The following is an 18,503-nucleotide window of genomic DNA, read 5'->3' as shown; positions in this document are numbered from 1 at the left end:
ACTGTGGACAATCACATCGGGTGACCTCTCCCAAAGGCGTCGGCCAATGGACTCTCCGGCCACGGTGTCAGATCCGGGTCAGGCCGTCCCGATTCAGGTTGATCCGACCCGGCAGTATCAGCTTTGGGAGGGTGCCGGAGCGGCCCTGACCGATTCCAGTGCCTACCTGTTCATGACCAGTATGGACGCGGGTCAGCGCAGCAGGATACTGACCGAGATGTTCGATCCGGCCCAGGGCGGATTCTCTACCCTCCGCATCTGCATCGGGTCCTGTGACTTTTCGAGCCAGCGTTACTACTCGTATGACGACCTGCCCGATGGCGTGGTGACGGATGCGGCCCTGGATCACTTCTCCATCGGCGAGGGGGAGCCCGGCTCTCCCGATGCCACCAGGGACATGAAGTATGTGGTACCGGTCCTTCAGGAGATCATGGCCATCAACCCCGGCATCCGTATCCTGGCCTCTCCCTGGACGGCTCCGGCGTGGATGAAGACCAGCAACCGACTTGAAGGGTCGGGCCGGTTGCGGCTGGGTGAGTACTGTGGCAACGGGTACCGGAACAAGGACAAAATCGATTACGTCTACGCCCAGTACTTCGTCAGGTTCATCCAGGCCTACCGCGACTTGGGCATCCCGATTGCAGCCGTGACCATGCAGAACGAACCCTCCAACAATCCCTCCTGGCCCATGACCGTCTGGACCCCGGAGGAGCTGACGCGTTGGGGCGTTGACTATCTGCGCCCGGCCCTGGACCACAGTTTCCCCGAGGTCGAGATATTCTTCGGAGATGACGGACTTCGGTTCTTCACCCGGCCTGTCAGTGAGTACATGACCCCGACCGAATCCCTCAGTTTTGCCGGCTTCGCCCTTCATACCTATTCCGGCCTCCCGAAGTGGGTCTTCAACGCAAGCCGTCAGTTCCCCCAGTGGAGGGGCGTCATGAGCGAGCGTCGTTGCATGCTGGATGAGACCGTTGAAGAGGCCAGCCATGTCATGTTCGGCGAAATCGGCACGGGCCTGGTCCGCCAGGGCGTGGGCATGATCGATCTGTGGAACCTGGCCCTGGACGAGCGTGGTCTACCCAGTTGGGCCAAGACCGTAGGCCGCCGTGGCGTCATCACGATTGACTCAGGGACCGGCAAGGTGAAGCGGAACATGGAGTACTTCATGCTGCGCAACTATGGCCAGGATGTGCCGGTGGGGGCGCGCAGGGTTGCCTCCACCTCCTATACCCCTGATGGCCGTAGGGGTGGTCTTGGTTCGGTGGCCTTCGTCCGAGGGTGTGGAGAAATCAGTCTCATCCTCTATAACCCGACCGGAACCCCCGTTCAGGCGGCGGTAGGCATCAATGGGGAGGGGGCCGGATGGCGACTGGTTGAGGTCCCGGCATACGGGACGGTTTCCTACCATCGGGTTCCCGGCGAACGGATCAATGACTCCACTGTTCCTGATGATGAGGAGTTCGAGGTCTACATGACCCCCCACCCCGAGGATGACAGGGATGAGACCGATGTCTGACGGCACTCGGCACTCTTGACCGGCAGTGATCTGCTGCACGGTCGTATCGGTTCCGGCCGACGCCTTTCGGGGTGTCGGCCGGAACCGATTGTACTTCTATCGTCCTTGCCGCAGGGCGTCCCCGGCGTTTGCGGATAAGTCCTGATTTCGTGTAATGGGGCTCTGGGATGGGTGCCCGGCCTGTCGATGATGTGGATGATGTGCCGGTTATCGGTCGATTCATATGGCGGGCGGACCTATTTCAGGATTTCATGACACAATAGCCTTATTACTGTGTGAAGGCGGCTGCAGATTGGGAGGTCCATAGCGTGAGTGACGGTCAGAGACCAAAGCTGGAGTGGATGATTAAGGTCAATGGGGTCGAAGAGACCAGACTGGAACCCGGTCAGAGCTTGGAGATTGGGCGTAAGCCCCTGAGGCCTCTCGGCGATGATGGCAGACGACGCCTTGAGGTTCCCGATGGGACCAAGTCCATGTCCAAACGCCATGCCGTCTTCACCTATGGCAAGGATGGTTCCGCTGTCCTGCGTGACATGGGATCCACCAATGGCTCCTATCTGGTTCAGGGCGATGGTTCCCTGGTCCGGCTGCCCAGCCAGGCCGACTTCCTTCTGCCGGGATCTTCCGTGCGTTTCCAGTTCGGGGATGTGCCGGTGGACTTCGTTCAGGTCGAGGCACAGGTCCGGGCGGAGGACAGCCAGGCCCGCCAGGTGCCTGATCTCTTCTCCTACGCGAATGAGCGGAGGGAACCAGTGGAACCGGATGCCTCCGGTATGTCGGTGGACGACATCCTTGACATGAGGGCGGGCGAACCGACGGGTATTTTCCGTGCCGACGGGGTCCGGAACCGGGTCAGTGCCCTGCATGACATGGCCTTGGGTGCAGGTGATGCCGCAGCCACCCAGTCGCAGATTCCTCCTCAGGGCAACCAGGCGCCAGCACAAGGTGGACAGTCTGCAGGAGTTCCATCACAGCCTCAGCCCGGTGTTGAACCCCAGCCCCAGGCCCGACAGCAGCCACCGGCCCAAAGCCTGCCCGAACCGTCTGAACGGCAGCAGGTGCCCGCCCGATCCGCACAAGGCAATCAGCAGGTGGACGGTCTGCCGGTCCTGGCCCAACCCGGAGGACAGGAAGGAAAGCCCCCGGTCCAGCGCAATCTGTTCGACGATGCCAGAAACGCCCAGGCAGGCGAGGCAGGTACTCCTGCTCCGGCTGAGCAGGGTCAGCCGCAGGTTCGGCCGTATGCAGGTGCCATGCCCCAGTCGCAGGCAGAAGGCCAGTCTCAGCCTCAGGTCCAGCCTCAGGCTCAGGTCCAAGCCCAGCCTCATGCTCAACCTCAGTCCCAGCAGCCGTTGCAAGCCCAGACCCAAGCCGGGATGCAGCCGGCTACCCAGCCTCAGCAGCACCCCACCCAGGTACAGCCTGAAGCCCCAGTCCAGCAGCCCACACAGGAGGGGGCCTTCCAGCCACTCGGCGCAGTCGAACTGGCCCGTATGGCCCAGCAGGAACAGGAAATGGCCGGGGAACGCCAGGAGATTGAGGTCAGTTCGGCAGATGCTGAGCAGACCTACCGGCCTGCATTCGAGCCGGGTTCCGTCTTTGATCGGGTTGCCAAGGGGGAGTATGGCAATCAGGAGGAAGTCATCGAAGTGGATGGGATGAGTTCGGACGACGCCAAGCGCACCTCGGATTTCGCCCTCCAGTTCGAGATGGCCAAACACACCCAGCTGCTGCCCTTCCTGGCCATGAATCCTGCCCTTTATGATGACCTTTACGCCTGGTTGTCCGCCCAGGGCAACGAGGATATCGATGAGGCCCTTCAGGCCAATGAGGGCTATCGCGAGTATCTGAATGCCATCGGGAAGTGAGTCAGGAATGAGCGAACAGATAGTGAACAGTGACGAGATGGCCGAAGAGCAGGGAAGCGTGGGAATGAGCCAGGAAGATCGAAATGGGTCCGACCATGAACCCGAGCGGGAAGAGGCCGGCATGTCTGCCTTGGACCGCATCCGGTCGTGGAGGCAGGACTACCAGAACCAGGCCGGTGTCACCCCCCTGGAGAACATTGGGCAACTGGCTGCACAAATGGATCTGACCCATGCCCATCCCTCGGGAATCGCCCAGCTGTTCGCCAGCGGGCAGGTGCACCTGAATGCCCTCTTCAGGGACAGGGGGATGCTTCGCGCCGCCCATCGACGTCTGGAGCGGGTACTCGACGACCAGGCGGCAAAAGAGCGTATAAGCGGTTGCGCCCAGCTCTCCCTGGTGGTGGGTGTGGCAGCCTGGCAGGGCAAGGCCATGCCCGTCCTCCTTTACCCGGTCTGCATCGAGGAAGGGCGGGAAGGGGCATCCCGGGCCTCCATCCGCTTCACGGGAAAGGTCGACCTGAATCCGGTCTTTATCTCCGCCATGCGGGAGAGGGGGGTCAATCTGGACACCTCCAGGCTCTTCTCCGCCTCGCACTACGAAGGTGGCACCCCAGAGACCTCGTCCCTCTTCAAGGACATGACCGAGCTGATTGCCCCCAAGATCAACGACTTTACGATTGAACGGAAAATCGTTCTTGGATGCTACATCGAGCCCTCCGCCCAGCTGCTGGGGGAGAGCCTGACCATCCTGGACAGGATGGAGGCCGGGCCGACCGGCAATGATCTGCTGGATGCCATGGCGGGAGACCAGGAGGCCTCTGCCAGGCTCAGGGGCGAGTCCGTACCTGAGTACAGTCCTTTCGATGCCGACCCGCACAGTGAATTCGAGGCCGGAGACGTTGATAACCAGGTCAGGTATGCCGCCCAACTGGTTGGCTCGGGCCACAGCGTCCTCCTGGATGAACAGACCGGTCGGGAGAGCGCGGAAGATGCTCTGGCCATCGCAGCCCGCTGTGTCGCGGCGGGGCGGACGGTTCTCTACGTGCCCTGTGTGGTTGAGCAGAAGCGTCGGTTCCAGCACCGGCTTGAGGCCAACGGCATGGCTGATATGGTCCTTGATATGACCGACGGTCAGTTCAGTCAAGCCCTGGATCGACGTCTGATTGATGCTGTGGGCTTCAAGCCCGGTAAGGCGACCGAGCACTTCGACCAGGTGGCCGACGAGTTGGTGGGCGTGCGTACCCGGCTCACCCGGTACCTGGGCGACCTGCACGGTGTGGACACGGGTTGGGGAGTCTCGGCCTACCAGACCATCCAGAACCTTGCCCAGATTGCCAACCTTCCCTCCCACCCCGTGACCAGGGTCCGCCTGAGTGCGGCTACGGCCCACTCCCTCCAGGCGCAGATGGATGTCTGGGCCGAGAAGTTGGAGCGCGCGGCTCAGCTGGGTGAATTCACCATCGGACCCGACGACACCCCCTGGTTCGGGGCCACCCTGACCAGCGAGAATGAGGCCGTGGACGCCTATGCCAGGGTCGTCCGCCTCCTTCAACGGCTTCTGCCCGCCACCCGGGAGCAGGTCAAGTCCACCGTGGAGACCTGCGGTTTCCCGGTGCCTGCCACTGTTCGTGACTGGGGGAAGCAGGTGGTTGTCCTGAAGAACCTGCGTCGGGTCCTCGACGTGTTCCAGCCGGCCATTTTCGAGCGTGATATTCCGGCCATGATCGAGGCCACCAAGTCCAAGGCCGACCGAAAGGCCAACGGAACCAATCTTGGCTTCTGGGAACGCCGTCGACTGGTCAAGGAGGCCAAGAGCCTGCTCAGGCCGGGTGCCCAGGCCGAAGACCTGCATGCGGCACTTCAGGTGGTGGCCAAGCAGGCCGACCAATGGCGCACCTTTGTCCCCCATGGCGGCTGGCCCGTTCTTCCGCCCAAGCTGGATACGATAATCGACACCCAGGATGCCCTGATCCAAGACATGACGGCCCTGGATACGGTCCTGACCACCACGCCCAGCGGCGGCGACCTGGAAATCATGGAATTCAACAAGGTGGAGGAGAGGCTCAAGGCCCTCTTTGATGACCACCTGTCCCTGGATACCCTGCCGGAGCGTTGCTCCCTGGAAGGGGAGTTCAAGGCTGTTGGGCTGGAGGACCTTGTTCAGGACCTCCGCACCCGGCAGGTGGAGCGCGAGGCCGTCCGAGGAGAGCTGGGGCTGGCCTGGTGGACCACGGTCTTCGATGACATCATGCACTCCTCCCAGATCATCTCCAACCAGGATGGCTCGGCCCTGTCCAATGCCGCCGAGCGTTTCAACCAGGTTGATGCACAGCACGTGGCCAGTGTTGGACCCATGGTGGCCCAGGAGAGCGAGAAGCGTCTTTCGGAGCTGCTCTTCTCCCGCACCCAGGAGGCCAACCAGTTCCATACCATGCTGGCCGGGAACCCCGGTGCATCCCTCTCGGCTTTCCAGCAGGCGCATCCCGGCATTCTGGCAGCTACAAAGCCCATCATCATCGCCACCCCTGCAACCCTGGCCACCCGGACCAATCCGACTCAGCTGGCCGATACGGTCATCATCGATGCCGGGGCCCATATGCCATCCATCCAGGTCCTGACCGTCCTGGCCAGGGCCGGACAGGTGGCGGTCATCGCCCATCGTCCGACCATTACCTCGGAGGGTCTCCTCCAGCTGGTCGACCAGCTGGTTCCGGTCCAGGCCCCCGCCCGCCCGTCCAGGCGCAGCCCGATCCTGTCCGGCTTCCTCCAGGAGCATGGGTATGGGACCCTTCCCGCTTCGCTGCCTTGTGAACGATCCTGCGGAAGGGTCAGGCTGACCAGGGTCGAAGGTACCGGTGTGCCTGTCATGGCGACCGGCCTGGTCGAGTCCAACCAGCAGGAGGTGATGGCCGTTGTGGACCTCCTCCGGCAGCGGGCGGCCTCCTTCTCCATCGTGCCTGCCTCATACATCCTGACTGTCGTGACCCTCTCCTCCAACCACCGTTCCAGGTTGGGGGCCGAGTTGAAGGCCGCGGCCGCCAAAGATCAGGCTTTCGGCAAGTTCCTCCGACATGTACGCATCATCGGTATCGATGAGGTATGCGGGGCCAAGGCCACGGATGTGGTGCTGACCCTGGGCTTTGCCAAGACCTCCCATGGTCGTCTCCTGCAGCAATTCGGCGAGCTGGAGGGTGACGGCGGCAGCGGAATGCTCCTGGATGCTCTGGCCTTGGCCGACCGTGACCTGGATATCATCACTGCGTTCGAATCCCAGGACCTGGAGGACGATCGTCTCCACCAGCCTGGCCCCAAGCTCCTGAAGGAGCTCCTGGCCTGGGTTGAGGGCCTGGGTGATGAAGAACCCCAGCCGGGTTCGGCATCCGAATCGACCAACGTCCTCTTCCGCGACCTGGCCCAGCGTCTGCGCTCGCGTGGATTGGATGTTGCGGTCGACTACGGATATGAGGATTCCCCCAGGATTCCGCTGGTGGTTGGTCTCAAGGACAAGCCCTACGCCCTGGCCGTCCTGACCGATAATGTCGAATTCATGCATACCCAGTCCACCCGTGAGCGCCATCGCTTCAACACGGAGGACCTGCAAAGGCTGGGTTGGTCCGTCATGACCGTCTGGAGCGTCTCGACCTTCGTCAATCCGGATAAGGAAGCCGACCGTATCGTTGCCCGCCTGGCGGATATCTACCAGCAGGCCCACTGATGGTGGAAGCGGAAAGTCCTGGTCGTCCCCGCCGACACCGTCGTGTGGTGCGCACGGGGACGGAACGGTTCGATGCCGACAGCACCTTCATGGATTCCACGGATAGGCAGACCGAAGAGGATCGACGGAGCGAGGATGACCGTCGCATCCTGGACGAGCTTCCTCCCCATTGGGGTCTCTTCCCGGCTGAGGGCAAGGACTGAGCATCGGATGGCCGAATCTTTGTCTGCGGGCGCTCTCCGGACCGGGAGTCCGTTTGAGTACTGAAAGTCCCTGCCCGCAACCGGTTGTTCTGGTTGCAGGCAGGGACTCTTTTTGAAATCCGGCCCCCGTCGGGAGCGTTCCCCTCGGGGCTCACCTTGCCATGATTCCAGCCTGTTTGAAATTCACCGGCTGGATTCGGGACGCTCTGCGGCATGCTCACCCTGGTTTTCATCCGTCCGGGTTGCGCGGATGTCGGCGGCAATCTGCTGCAGGAGCTGGAGGGTCTGGTCCTCGGTGGAGGGGGTTCCGGGCTTGTCCTTGACCCCTGAGGCCGCCCTGCTGATCTGCCGCAGCTTGTTGATCGGCAGGATGATGCAGAAATAGACGGCAAGGGCGATGAGGAAGAAGTTCAGCAGGGCCGTGAGCACCGCACCGAAGGATATGGTGGCGTTCCGGTAGGTGATGGTCAGTAGTCCCGACAGGTCCGGCTTGCCGAAGATCATGGCGATCAAGGGGCTGATCAGGTTGTTGACGATGGAGTTGACGATGGTGGTAACGGCGGAGCCCATGACCACACCGACCGCCATGTCGATCATCGACCCCCGGGAGATGAACTGCTTGAACTCTCCCACCACGCCCTTGTTGCTGACCTCGGAGATTTTCCTGGCCGCCTGTGTGGTCTCCTTGACTGCGAAATGATTGATTGAGTCCATGACTTTCCTCCCTATCCTTCACTGTGCTCAAGGCACATGTCTGGATTCCTGTTTTCATTATCGGTGTCATGGCCTCGGGATGGTGCTTATTGTCTTCGGAGGGTGTCGGACCGGGACCCTCGATACCGGCCCCGCTCTTCAGGCGGACGGCCACCAGGGGAGTGTCCGGGTCCATGGAGAGGACCCTCACAGCATCATCGGGTTCCATCGCCATGGTGACAAGGCGAGCCTCCTGCTTGGGCGTGGAGGTGTCCGGGCCGGTGGTTGATGAGGTCTTGGGCTTCGGGGGGAGGTCGAGAATCAGTGCCTGCTGTGATAGGACGCATGGCCCGTCAGAGCCGGAGTCGTCGGTTGCCGAAGTGGGGTGGACGACAAGATTCGAAGGGACTGCTTCCTGTGGCCGACAACCGTGGGGAGCCAGCAGCTTGACCTGGTCGCCCGGGTCCAGGGAGTCGGTGCTGCTGGACAGGTGGAGGCTTACGGAGGTCGTCCCGGGTGGTTCCGGATGACGGCCGGCGACCATAACATCCAGAAGTGGGCGGTCTCGGGTGACGGATACCCGGGTGATTTGGCCCAGGACCTGGTCGGGTGAGGAAAAAGAGCCGGGCAGATCGTAGGAGCCGGTCATGGTTCTGGTCGAGACCATGGATGTGGTGATTATATCGCCGCGGGCTATGTCAGAGGCCGCAACAAGAATCTCCCGGTGTCCCATCAGGCCCATCAATATCTGCAGGAGGGAAAAGACCGCCAGACCCAGGCAAAATGAGGCGCCCAATCGGCGTACCGTATGGAGGCGCCGTCGAACGGCCAGTTGGTTGTCTGTCCGATCGGAAGGGCCGTGTGCCCTGGAGAGATGAAAATCAGCCATGGACCCAGGCTGTCAGGTGATTACCTGATTTGCCGGGTTCCATGGCTGATGTGGTCAAGTATGACGGGGAGTGCTACTTGCCGGAGTCGGAGGACCCCGAGGCCCCATCGGTGCGATAGAAGCCGTGCCCCTTGAACTCGATGGGAACAGCGGAGAAGACCTTGCGGACCTGTTCCTCATTGCACTTGGGGCAGATGGTGATGGGGTCGTCGTCGAAGGACTGCTCCTCCGTGAAGTCGTAACCGCAGTTCTTGCAACGGTAATGATAGGTAGGCACCGTTCGTTCCCTCCGCTGGTAATCGTTCTCTACACGAGTCTGGTCAACACCCACATCCTAGCGGTACTGGCGACCATAGGCGGTGGGTTCTGACTCTTCCGACCCTTATTATGACCCGAAAGCCGCTCGACGTGACCGGCCTGCCGCTGTAAGCGTGAATCCCGTCGGGGTCAGGACGGCATCGACCGGCAGGTCATGGGGCAGGTGGGGGAGAGGATCCGTGACCAGCTCCTCCTCCCAGCAGATGCCCACAACCAGGGCTCCGTCCGTCCGATTCACCAGGGCCCGGTCGTACCAACCGCCGCCCCGACCCAGCCTGGTCCCCAAGGTGTCTATGGAGAGGGCGGGTACCAGAATCAGGCGGGCTCCGGCCAGGCTTTCGGCAGGTAGGCTGACGCCCTCGGGTTCATCGGGCCGCCAGCCGCCGATGGTCTCCATCCGGCTCAGGTCGGTCGGTCCGCTCATGAGGCCCCATCCGACCTCCAAGCCGGTGCCCAGTTTGGGTATGAGGACCTGATAGCCGCAATCCAGGAGGGTCTTGAGGAGGTCGTCCGTAGGAACCTCACCCCGTATGGAAGAGAAAGCGGCGGCCCTCGGGATGTCGCCAAGGACGGCTCCCTCCCTGCCGTGATCTGACGCATCCATCCGGTCGTCTTCTTTCGATGCAACCATCGGGAGAACCGATTCGAGCAACTGCACGGCCAGATTCCGACCAGCCTTAGAGAGTCGGTCGTCGCTGATGTGGTGCCGCTCCGACAAGCGCCTCTTGCGCAGGGCGTTCTTGCAACTCCCATTCTGGTCCATGACCCCACCGTGTGGGGTTTGGGCGCTCGCGCCCATCCTCCCCGTGCTCGGGTCGTTCTCCACTGGCATGGCTTCTCCTATCCGGTGGTTGACGAAACGCGACCGGAGACGTGAGCGGCAACATGACAGTGTGCCGGACCGTCAGGGTCATAAGGACCGTTTTATCAGGAGATTCCCACGATTGGTAGTCCACAGCGGTGGCCGGACGAGGATACCGGTGAGTTCGGGGCGATTTGGCGATCGTTTGGTGAGACCATGGAGATATGTCCGTCCTCCAGTCCTTGCGTGATGCCTGGCATGGCAGTCAGTCCCGTGATCAGACCCGTGCCCTGATTCTCCCCGATCGGCTCACTGCGCCACCGGGGCACGGTGATTTTTGCCTGAGACCCATCCGGGAGAGTGACCAGGAGGAGTGGAACCGGGTGCGGTGGGATAACCGGGACTGGCTTGCGCCTTGGGAATCCGGCGACCCCACGCACGGTCCAGGCATGAGTTACGCCCAATGGATGAGCTCCCTGGAGCGGTCCAGGCGTGAGGGAAGTTCGGCCCTCTTCCTGATGGAGTTTCAGACCAGGCTGGTCGGGCAGGTATCACTTGGGGCAATCTGCTACGGGGCCATGCGAACGGCTGTGGTGGGCTATTGGGTCGCCGAGAAGTGGATCGGTCATGGTTTCGCACCGCTTTCCCTGGCCCTGCTGGCTGACTGGGCCTTCCGGGCCGATACGGGCCCTCATCTGCACCGCATAGAGGTGGCCATTCTGCCGGAGAATCAAAGATCCCTTGCCGTGGCACGTAAGGTGGGTCTGAAGCCTGAGGGGCTGAGAAGGGGATACATGTATGTGAATGGGGCATGGAGGGATCATCTGACCTTCAGTCTTTTGTCGGAGGATTACGATCCGCGGATTCTGGACCGGCTTTAGGGCCGTTCATGATCCGTCCCATTCGTCCAGGAAAGGTCCAGAAGGCCGACACGCCTCGCCTTCCCGGTCTATTTGGGGTATGCCGTCAACTAACGTAGGGCCTTATGGTTTACGAATCGCTCAGCAGCATCGTTATGGTGGTGATTGCGGCGATTCTGGTACTGGCTTGGTTGCCGGGGCGGACCGTAAGAGGTATGAAACGGGCCTCGGAGCACCGTCAGGACAAGCTGTCCACCTCCCTTCACATGGTTGGGGAGCAGGACGGCATGCGGTTCGGTGATGCCGGGCCGCAAACAGCGAAAGGGTTGGTCATGCAGCAGAAGCAGCAGGACAAAGCCTCGCTGGGTGAAGCCCAGCGAATCCGGCGCGTTCGGCAGATGCGCCGGGAGGCGATTCGCAGGCGGCGCATTCTGGTCGTCTCCCTGCTGATGGTGACGGCCCTGGTTGCCGGGTTCTCCTTCCCTATGGAGTACAGCTTCTGGTTCATGCTCATTCCCCTGGCTCTGACGGTCATGGTTCTGATTGCCGGGGCCCATGCATCGGCTCAGGCCCGTGCCTGGGAGGCCAACCTGGCCCGGCGCAAGGCCCTCCAGCGTCGCCAGCGAGCCGCCAGCCTGACGAAAGGTGGCGGCCGTCCTTCCGGCAGGGCCGCCGTGTCTCCGGCTGATGGCGGGGAGCCCGTGGGGTCGCCCTCGGAGATTGCAACGGATGTCCTTGACCAGCAGGAAATCAACCGGACCATTGCCAAGGCCCGCGAGGACAAGCGCGCTGCCCTGAGTGCCCGTAAGCGCAAGACCGAAAATGCGGCGGCGAATACCAGGACCGGCGAGAAGGGTGGAACCAAGGGCGGGAAGACCCCGTCGGCGGATGCCAAGATTGCCGATCGCTCCGAGCGCCGTGGCGGTGTACGGAATGCTGCTGAGAGGAACTCCACTTCAAGTGCCGAGAAAGCAGGGCAGCCTGCCGGGGCCGGGAAAACGGGGAAGGCTGCACGGAAGGCAGGAAAAGGTACGGTCTCTCTTCGAGGACAGCAGGTCAACCTGGAGTCCTTCACTGCTGCTGCTCCTGCTCAGGTATCGGGCGACGCGGGTCAGGATGCCACCCACGAACTGGAGCGGATCAAGCCCTCTCCTGCCCTGGACGCCTTTGAGATGGCCGCATCCCAGGATTTGATTTCCTTCTCCCTGGGTTCACCCCGGAATGGATCGATGCCGGAGTCCGAAGGGCCGCAGAGTCTGGAGATCAAGTCCACAAGGCAGGTCTCCAAGGCCGAGCCGGCCAAGGCGGAAACCCGAGGGAAGAAGGCAGGGAAGCGAAAGAACGCCGACCGTGCAGGCAAGACCGGAACCGGCTCTTCCGAAAAGGGCCGGGTGGATATGCCCAAGGACTTCCATCAGCGTGAGATGGAGGCCGACGTGGAGGTTCCCAAGCAGAGCTCGGACTCGCTCTCCATCGGAGTCGAGGCCATCCTGGCCCGTCGGCAGCCGTCCAGGCAGGACTGAGTGCCCGACCCTGCGGTGACTGTTCACTGTCGGCATTAGCACTCAAGTTGGCAGAGTGCTAATTTCGCGCTACGATGACAGGTAGCGCAAAGGAATGCGTGGTGAGTGTTCGTCAGCCTCTCATCGACGTTCCGGCGTGGGTTTATTGGCTGTTCTCACAGATGTAGGGAGGTCCACAGTGTCGATTGCACTCACACCGTTGGAAGATAAGATCGTCATCAAGCAGGCTGAGGCGGAGACCAAGACCGCTTCGGGTCTGGTGATTCCTGATACCGCCAAGGAGAAGCCCCAGCAGGGCGAAGTCCTGGCTGCCGGTCCCGGACGCCGTGATGACAAGGGGGAGCGTATCCCCATGGATGTCAAGGTTGGCGACAAGGTTCTGTATTCCAAGTACGGCGGCACCGAGGTCACCTATGGTGGTGAGGACTACCTGATCGTGTCCGCGCGCGACGTGCTGGCCATCCTCAAGTAGGCTGGACCTTATCGATTTTTCTGGCCGGGTGTCCTGAGGGGCCCCGGCTTTTTCGTATCCGGGCGCCGTCCGGGTCCGCTATGCGAGCCCTGTGGTGTCGTAAGTGGTCCTGAAGCTTGTGCCCGGCGCATGGCCCGCTACCATGGTGGCCATGGCATACAGACATCGCTCTTCCATTGATGCCCTGCCCGGCTACAGGCAGGGCAAGGCGGCTCCGGTCACCCCGGGACTGACCCCCTATAAGATCTCCAGCAATGAGAACCCCTATCCTCCTCTGGCCGCTGTCAGGGAGGCCGTGTCGGGCCGGGCCCTGGTTCACCTGAACCGCTATCCGGATATGCGTGGGACGGTGCTCGTCGAGCGCCTGGCCCGCCTGCACCAGGTTGCCCCGGAGAACATCCAGCTGGGGTGCGGGTCCACGGAGGTCATCACCCAGCTGGTCAATCTTGTGGCCGGCGAGGGGGATGAGGTGATGTATCCCTGGCGGAGTTTCGAGGCCTATCCCATCATCGTGACCGGTGCCGGAGCCACCTGCGTGCCGGTGCCGTTGAACGGCAGGGGCGGGCACGACATCGAGGCCATGATTGCCTCTCTGACCGACAGAACGCGTCTGGTCATCGTCAATAATCCCAACAATCCTACGGGTACTTCGGTTTCGCAGGAGGAGGCGCTGCGTCTGCTTGAGGCGGTGCCCGATGATGTCCTGGTTCTCTTCGACGAGGCGTATTTCCAGTTCAATGACGATCCCGCCCAGGCCAAGGGGCTGGAACTCATGCGGAATCATCCCAATGTGGTTGTGGCAAGAACCTTTTCCAAGGCCTATGGCTTGGCCGGCCTGCGCATCGGCTACGCTGTGGCACCGGCCGAGGTGGTCCAGGGACTGAGCAAGGTGGCCCTGCCCTTCGGTGTCAGCGACATGGCCCAGGAGGCCGCCATGGTCAGTCTCGATGTGTCCGACCAGCTCCGGGATCGCGTGGAAGGCATCATGAAGGAACGAGCCAAGGTGGTTGCCGCCCTGGAGGGGCAGGGATGGTGGATTCCCCGCTCCCGGGCCAACTACTTCTGGTTGCCCCTGGGTGGGGCCACGGACCAGGCCTATGAGAGCTTCCTTGCCAACGGTCTCGCGGTCAGGGCCTTCCCGAACGAAGGCATACGCATAACCATCGGGGAGGCCGAGGCCAACGACCGGGTCATCCGGGTCTGTGCCGATCTTAAGGAGCAGGGGCTGATCTGAGGATTTGTGGGAGCCGCGGGCGGTCAAGGGAGACCGCCCGGCTCTGTATGCGCTGGCATGGCCCTTTTCTGTCCTTCGCTTTTCCCCCTCTGTTTATGGCTTGTGGAACAGGGGTGCCAGGTCCCGAACAGCCAATCTTTGAGGGGTCGAAGTTTTTGTTAGGTTTCTCACAAGCTGCCATAAACACCCGCTTTTAGGCTTGTGTCCGCTCTTGGGAGCCTATATATTGTGGTTGCCTGCACTGGAGATAACAATATCTAGTGCCTGTACGGCAGTAGCCCTATCCATATCCGTCTGTTGCAGGGTACGTCCAAGGACTGCTGCGGACGAGAACCATATGAGCGGGGGTAGAAGACGTTATGAAAGGTAGGACGGACATGAGTGCGAAAATCGAGACCGAGGCAGCCGGGGCCTATGCGGATGATGCGATGATGAAGGCCTCCATTACCCCGCCCGAGTACCGGGTCAATCCCGAGGGCAGGGTCCGACCGGTCAATTGGAACCACATCACCGATGAGAAGGACCTGGAGGTCTGGAATCGCCTGGTCTCCAACTTCTGGCTCCCCGAAAAGGTTCCTCTGTCCAATGACATTCCCTCCTGGAATGGTCTGACCGAGCATGAGCGGCAGACCACGGTCCGGGTCTTCACCGGTCTGACCATGCTGGATACCACCCAGGCCACCATCGGAGAGCTGGTTCAGATAGATCATGCCCGCACCGAGCAGGAGCAGGCCATCTATACCAATATCGCCTTCATGCAGTCGGTCCATGCCCGGTCCTACTCGTCGGTCTTCTCCACCCTCTGCTCCAGCGACGAGATCGACAGGGCCTATCGCTGGGCCGTGGCCAATGACGTCCTCCAGGAGCGGGTCCATGCGGTCCTGCAGGAGTATGTCAGCGATGATCCGTTGAAGCGCAAGGTGGCTTCCACCATGCTCTCCTCCCTCATGCTCTATGCCGGGTTCTATCTGCCGCTGTATTTCTCCAGTCACGCCAAGCTGATGAACACGGCTGATATGATTCGCCTGATTCTGCGCGACAAGGCCATTCATGGCTACTACTCCGGTTATAAGTTCCAGCGGGGCCTGGAGGATAGGACCGAGGGTGACCGCGTCATGCTGGAGAAGTTCACCAATGACCTTCTCGACAGGCTCTATGACATGGAGATGGTCTACTCGGGCCAGATCTATGAGGGGTTCCCCTTTGTGGACGATGTCTTCGCCTTTGTTCGGTACAACGCCAACAAGGCGCTGATGAACCTGGGCTATCCGGCACGGTTCGGATCGGACCAGACCGCTGTCAGTTCGGAGATTCTGGCCGCACTGTCTCCGTCGGCCAATGAGAATCACGATTTCTTCTCCGGGTCCGGGTCATCCTATGTCATGGGACATTCGGAGTCCACGGATGACGGCGACTGGGATTTCTGAAATATTGCCCGGGATGGGCATCTATGTGAGATGAAGAACAGTTGGCACAATATGTGGTGCTCGTTTTGCGGCGAGTCCCCATATATAGTAGTTGAGGCTTCCTGATTTGAAGGCAGGGAGCACGCAGGTTTTATCCGGGGAGATCCGGAGGCTTCAGGAGGTCATCGTATGTCGGATATGGCGAAACCGGGTCCAGTCGGGCCGGGGGACCAGGGGGAGGTCAGCCCTCCGGAGCTGGCTGCAAAGGGGGACCGTGTAGGGTCGGTGGTCTATTTCTCCTCGGCCTCGCAGAACACGGCCAGATTCATCGCCAATTGCCATCTGGAGGATGAGGGGATTGATGTGTTCCGAATCCCCCTCCGTCCCAAGGATCCTGAGCTCAAGGTGAACCAACCTTACATTCTGGTGGTGCCGACCTATGGTGGCGGTTCGGCCAAGAAGGCGGTCATGCCCCAGATAAAGCGCTTCCTCAACGATCCGCAGAACCGGGCCTGCATCCGTGGGGTCATCGCTTCGGGCAACACCAACTTCGGCGACGCCTTCTGCATGGCCGGTGACATCATCTCACGCAAGTGCCAGGTGCCCTTCCTCTACTATTTCGAACTCATGGGCACCAAGGAAGACGAAGACAAGGTCCGTAAGGGTGTGCTCGACTTCTTCCACAATCATCCTGAATAAAAACAACAAGACACCGATACAGACAAGCCAGGAAAGGACGCAGATGGGCGCCTACGACGATACTTCGCTCAGTTTGGACAAGACGGGGACCCGTGAGGAGCAGGACCATGATCCAGCGCATGACTATCATGCGCTGAACGCCATGCTCAACCTCTATGACGCGTGACGCGGATGGCAGGATCCAATTCAACAAGGACAAGGAGGCCGAGCGCCAGTATGTCACCCACCATGTGGCTGCCAACACCATGGCCTTCCCTTCCACCGCCGAGCGGCTCAGGTATCTGCTGGATAACGAGTACTACGATCGGAAGGTCTTCGAGCGTTACACCCCCGAGTTCCTGGACAGGATCTACGACCACGCAGCCAAAAGCGGATTCGAGTTCGATACCTTCCTGGGTGCCTTCAAGTTCTATACCTCCTATGCGCTGAAGAGCTTTGACGGCAAGCAGTACCTTGAGGACTTTCCCCAGCGTTCAGTGGCCGTGGCCTTGGAGCTGGCGGATGGTGACGAGGATGCGGCAATCAAGTATGCGGATGAGATCATCTCCGGCCGCTTCCAGCCCGCCACGCCCACCTTCCTGAACCTGGGCAAGGCTCAGAGGGGGGAGCCGGTCTCCTGCTTCCTGGTGCGTATCGAAGACAACATGGAGTCCATCTCCCGTGGCGTCAATGCCGCCCTCCAGCTCTCCAAGCGCGGCGGTGGCGTCGCCCTTCTCCTCAGCAATCTGCGCGAGATGGGCGCACCCATCAAGCACATCGAGAACCAGTCCAGCGGCGTGGTGCCGGTCATGAAGCTCCTGGAGGACTCCTTCTCCTACGCCAACCAGCTTGGTGCCCGTCAGGGTGCAGGTGCCGTTTATCTTTCGGCCCACCATCCCGATATCATGCGCTTCCTGGATACCAAGCGTGAGAACGCGGACGAGAAGATTCGCATCAAGTCCCTCGCCCTGGGCGTGGTCATTCCCGACATCACCTTCGAGCTGGCCAAGCAGAGGGCCCCCATGGCCCTCTTCTCCCCCTACGATGTGGAGAGGATCTACGGGAAGCCCTTCGCGGACATCTCCATCAGCGAGCACTACGATGAGATGGTCAAGGACAAGCGAATCCACAAGAAGTACATCGACGCCCGTGACTTCTTCATGACCCTGGCCGAGATCCAGTTCGAGTCCGGCTACCCCTACATCCTCTTTGAGGACACGGTCAACAAGGCCAACCCGATTGACGGGCGCATCACCATGTCGAACCTCTGCTCGGAGATTCTTCAGGTCCAGGAGCCCAGCACCTATACCGAGAACCTTGACTACGACCATGTCGGTCGCGACATTTCCTGCAACCTGGGGTCACTCAACATCGCCAAGGCCATGGATGGTGGTCTGGCCGACACGGTGGAGACCTCGGTGCGGGCCCTGACCTCGGTGGCGGACCATACCAACATCGAGGCCGTCCCCTCCATCAAGCGGGGCAACGATGAGGGTCACGCCATCGGTCTGGGGCAGATGAACCTCCATGGATTCCTGGCCCGTGAGGGAATTCACTACGGGTCCGAGGAGGGGTTGGACTTTACGGACATGTACTTCATGACCGTTGCCTACCACTCCTACAAGGCCTCGCATAGGATTGCCGTCGAGCGGGGGAAGGCCTTCGATTCCTTCCCCAGGTCCGACTATGCCAAGCCGGCCGGGCAGGGGAACTACTTCGATAAGTACACGGATGGCCGCAGGTCCCTGGAACCCAGAACCCAGCGGGTCAAGGATCTCTTCAACCAGTACGGGGTGGAGATTCCCACGGTCGAGGACTGGAAGCAGCTCCAGGCGGACATCCTCAAGGACGGCATCTACAACCAGAACCTCCAGGCCGTTCCCCCCACCGGTTCGATTTCATACATCAACCACTCAACCAGCTCCATCCACCCGATTGCCTCCAAGATCGAGATTCGCAAGGAGGGTAAGATCGGGCGCGTCTACTATCCGGCTCCCTATATGACCAATGAGAACCTTGAGTACTTCGAGGATGCCTATGAGATTGGTTGGCAGAAGATAGTGGATACCTATGCCGAGGCCACCCAGCATGTGGACCAGGGGCTCTCGCTGACCCTCTTCTTCCCTGATACGGCCACCACCCGTGACCTGAACAAGGCCCAGATCTACGCCTGGCGCAAGGGGATCAAGACCCTCTACTACATCCGCATCCGCCAGCAGGCCCTGGAGGGTACCGAGGTCGAAGGCTGCGTCAGCTGCATGCTCTGACCCCTGCGGGTCCGACACACCTCGGACCGCTACCGTGACCGGCTCCGCCCCTTTTG

Annotated in this window: 14 protein-coding genes and 2 pseudogenes; 12 read left to right on the top strand and 4 right to left on the bottom strand. The window is 61.1% G+C overall.

Annotation, left to right across the window (positions count from 1 at the left end; all coding sequences use genetic code 11):
- The first annotated feature begins 46 nt into the window (after positions 1–46).
- From bcor_RS06005 to bcor_RS05990, 4 genes are all read left to right on the top strand, one after another.
- The gene (locus tag bcor_RS06005; RefSeq protein WP_238548545.1) at positions 47–1,519 is read left to right on the top strand and encodes a glycoside hydrolase family 30 protein; all 1,473 of its coding nucleotides are present in this window, start codon (positions 47–49) and stop codon (positions 1,517–1,519) included.
- A 341-nt stretch (positions 1,520–1,860) separates the two neighbouring features.
- Complete coding sequence (locus tag bcor_RS06000) at positions 1,861–3,387, top strand: FHA domain-containing protein (RefSeq protein ID WP_033497593.1); 1,527 nt, start codon at positions 1,861–1,863, stop codon at positions 3,385–3,387.
- 7 nt (positions 3,388–3,394) lie between these two features.
- Positions 3,395–7,102 (top strand): helicase, encoded by a 3,708-nt coding sequence (locus bcor_RS05995; RefSeq protein ID WP_420796633.1) that lies wholly within the window; start codon positions 3,395–3,397, stop codon positions 7,100–7,102.
- A complete protein-coding gene (locus bcor_RS05990) occupies positions 7,102–7,305 on the top strand; it encodes a hypothetical protein (RefSeq protein ID WP_033490697.1) in 204 nt (67 codons plus the stop codon). The genes bcor_RS05995 and bcor_RS05990 overlap by 1 nt, the downstream gene beginning before the upstream one ends.
- A 183-nt stretch (positions 7,306–7,488) precedes the next feature.
- On the opposite strand, the gene mscL is transcribed toward bcor_RS05990, so the two are convergent.
- A complete protein-coding gene (mscL, locus tag bcor_RS05985) occupies positions 7,489–8,019 on the bottom strand; it encodes a large conductance mechanosensitive channel protein MscL (RefSeq protein ID WP_033497594.1) in 531 nt (176 codons plus the stop codon).
- 364 nt (positions 8,020–8,383) lie between these two features.
- Between mscL and bcor_RS05980 the strand changes: the two genes are divergently transcribed.
- Positions 8,384–8,611 carry a hypothetical protein gene (locus bcor_RS05980; RefSeq protein ID WP_033497598.1) on the top strand — a complete coding sequence of 76 codons (228 nt, stop codon included), beginning with the start codon at positions 8,384–8,386 and terminating at the stop codon, positions 8,609–8,611.
- On the opposite strand, the pseudogene bcor_RS07750 reads toward bcor_RS05980, so the two are convergent.
- From bcor_RS07750 to bcor_RS07310, 3 genes and pseudogenes are all read right to left on the bottom strand, one after another.
- Positions 8,597–8,665 (bottom strand): annotated as a pseudogene (locus tag bcor_RS07750) (hypothetical protein); the annotation flags it as partial. The gene bcor_RS05980 and the pseudogene bcor_RS07750 overlap by 15 nt on opposite strands.
- A 295-nt stretch (positions 8,666–8,960) precedes the next feature.
- A complete protein-coding gene (locus bcor_RS05975; protein ID WP_033490694.1) occupies positions 8,961–9,164 on the bottom strand; it encodes an FmdB family zinc ribbon protein in 204 nt (67 codons plus the stop codon).
- A gap of 108 nt (positions 9,165–9,272) precedes the next feature.
- Positions 9,273–10,037: a 5-formyltetrahydrofolate cyclo-ligase gene (locus bcor_RS07310; protein WP_081870378.1), complete on the bottom strand. Its 765-nt coding sequence runs from the start codon at positions 10,035–10,037 to the stop codon at positions 9,273–9,275.
- Positions 10,038–10,231: 194 nt separating this feature from the next.
- On the opposite strand from bcor_RS07310, the gene bcor_RS05965 reads away from it, so the two are divergent.
- From bcor_RS05965 to nrdE, 7 genes and pseudogenes are all read left to right on the top strand, one after another.
- Complete coding sequence (locus tag bcor_RS05965) at positions 10,232–10,888, top strand: GNAT family N-acetyltransferase (RefSeq protein ID WP_033497600.1); 657 nt, start codon at positions 10,232–10,234, stop codon at positions 10,886–10,888.
- Between the two features lie 104 nt (positions 10,889–10,992).
- A complete protein-coding gene (locus bcor_RS05960) occupies positions 10,993–12,390 on the top strand; it encodes a hypothetical protein (RefSeq protein WP_148303976.1) in 1,398 nt (465 codons plus the stop codon).
- Positions 12,391–12,568: 178 nt separating this feature from the next.
- Positions 12,569–12,862: a co-chaperone GroES gene (gene groES, locus bcor_RS05955; protein WP_033490691.1), complete on the top strand. Its 294-nt coding sequence runs from the start codon at positions 12,569–12,571 to the stop codon at positions 12,860–12,862.
- A gap of 151 nt (positions 12,863–13,013) precedes the next feature.
- The gene (locus bcor_RS05950) at positions 13,014–14,096 is read left to right on the top strand and encodes a histidinol-phosphate transaminase (protein ID WP_033497842.1); all 1,083 of its coding nucleotides are present in this window, start codon (positions 13,014–13,016) and stop codon (positions 14,094–14,096) included.
- A gap of 431 nt (positions 14,097–14,527) precedes the next feature.
- Positions 14,528–15,523, top strand: coding sequence for a class 1b ribonucleoside-diphosphate reductase subunit beta (gene nrdF / locus bcor_RS05945; protein ID WP_051875816.1), 996 nt, complete (start codon positions 14,528–14,530; stop codon positions 15,521–15,523).
- Between the two features lie 177 nt (positions 15,524–15,700).
- Positions 15,701–16,201 (top strand): class Ib ribonucleoside-diphosphate reductase assembly flavoprotein NrdI, encoded by a 501-nt coding sequence (nrdI, locus tag bcor_RS05940; RefSeq protein ID WP_045921885.1) that lies wholly within the window; start codon positions 15,701–15,703, stop codon positions 16,199–16,201.
- A gap of 43 nt (positions 16,202–16,244) precedes the next feature.
- Positions 16,245–18,447, top strand: a pseudogene (gene nrdE / locus bcor_RS05935) (class 1b ribonucleoside-diphosphate reductase subunit alpha).
- Positions 18,448–18,503: the final 56 nt, after the last annotated feature.

It is taken from the genome of Bifidobacterium coryneforme, assembly GCF_000737865.1.
Taxonomy (GTDB): Bacteria; Actinomycetota; Actinomycetes; order Actinomycetales; family Bifidobacteriaceae; genus Bombiscardovia; species Bombiscardovia coryneformis.
This window is presented reverse-complemented; position numbering and strand designations above follow the sequence as displayed.

Coding starts and splice junctions, on each gene's coding strand:
- bcor_RS06005 (WP_238548545.1), top strand. CDS start 47: ATGGACTCTCCGGCCACGGTGTCAGATCCGGGTCAGGCCGTCCCGATT.
- bcor_RS06000 (WP_033497593.1), top strand. CDS start 1,861: ATGATTAAGGTCAATGGGGTCGAAGAGACCAGACTGGAACCCGGTCAG.
- bcor_RS05995 (WP_420796633.1), top strand. CDS start 3,395: ATGAGCGAACAGATAGTGAACAGTGACGAGATGGCCGAAGAGCAGGGA.
- bcor_RS05990 (WP_033490697.1), top strand. CDS start 7,102: ATGGTGGAAGCGGAAAGTCCTGGTCGTCCCCGCCGACACCGTCGTGTG.
- mscL (WP_033497594.1), bottom strand. CDS start 8,019: ATGGACTCAATCAATCATTTCGCAGTCAAGGAGACCACACAGGCGGCC.
- bcor_RS07310 (WP_081870378.1), bottom strand. CDS start 10,037: ATGCCAGTGGAGAACGACCCGAGCACGGGGAGGATGGGCGCGAGCGCC.
- bcor_RS05965 (WP_033497600.1), top strand. CDS start 10,232: ATGTCCGTCCTCCAGTCCTTGCGTGATGCCTGGCATGGCAGTCAGTCC.
- bcor_RS05960 (WP_148303976.1), top strand. CDS start 10,993: ATGGTTTACGAATCGCTCAGCAGCATCGTTATGGTGGTGATTGCGGCG.
- bcor_RS05950 (WP_033497842.1), top strand. CDS start 13,014: ATGGCATACAGACATCGCTCTTCCATTGATGCCCTGCCCGGCTACAGG.
- nrdF (WP_051875816.1), top strand. CDS start 14,528: ATGAAGGCCTCCATTACCCCGCCCGAGTACCGGGTCAATCCCGAGGGC.
- nrdI (WP_045921885.1), top strand. CDS start 15,701: ATGGCGAAACCGGGTCCAGTCGGGCCGGGGGACCAGGGGGAGGTCAGC.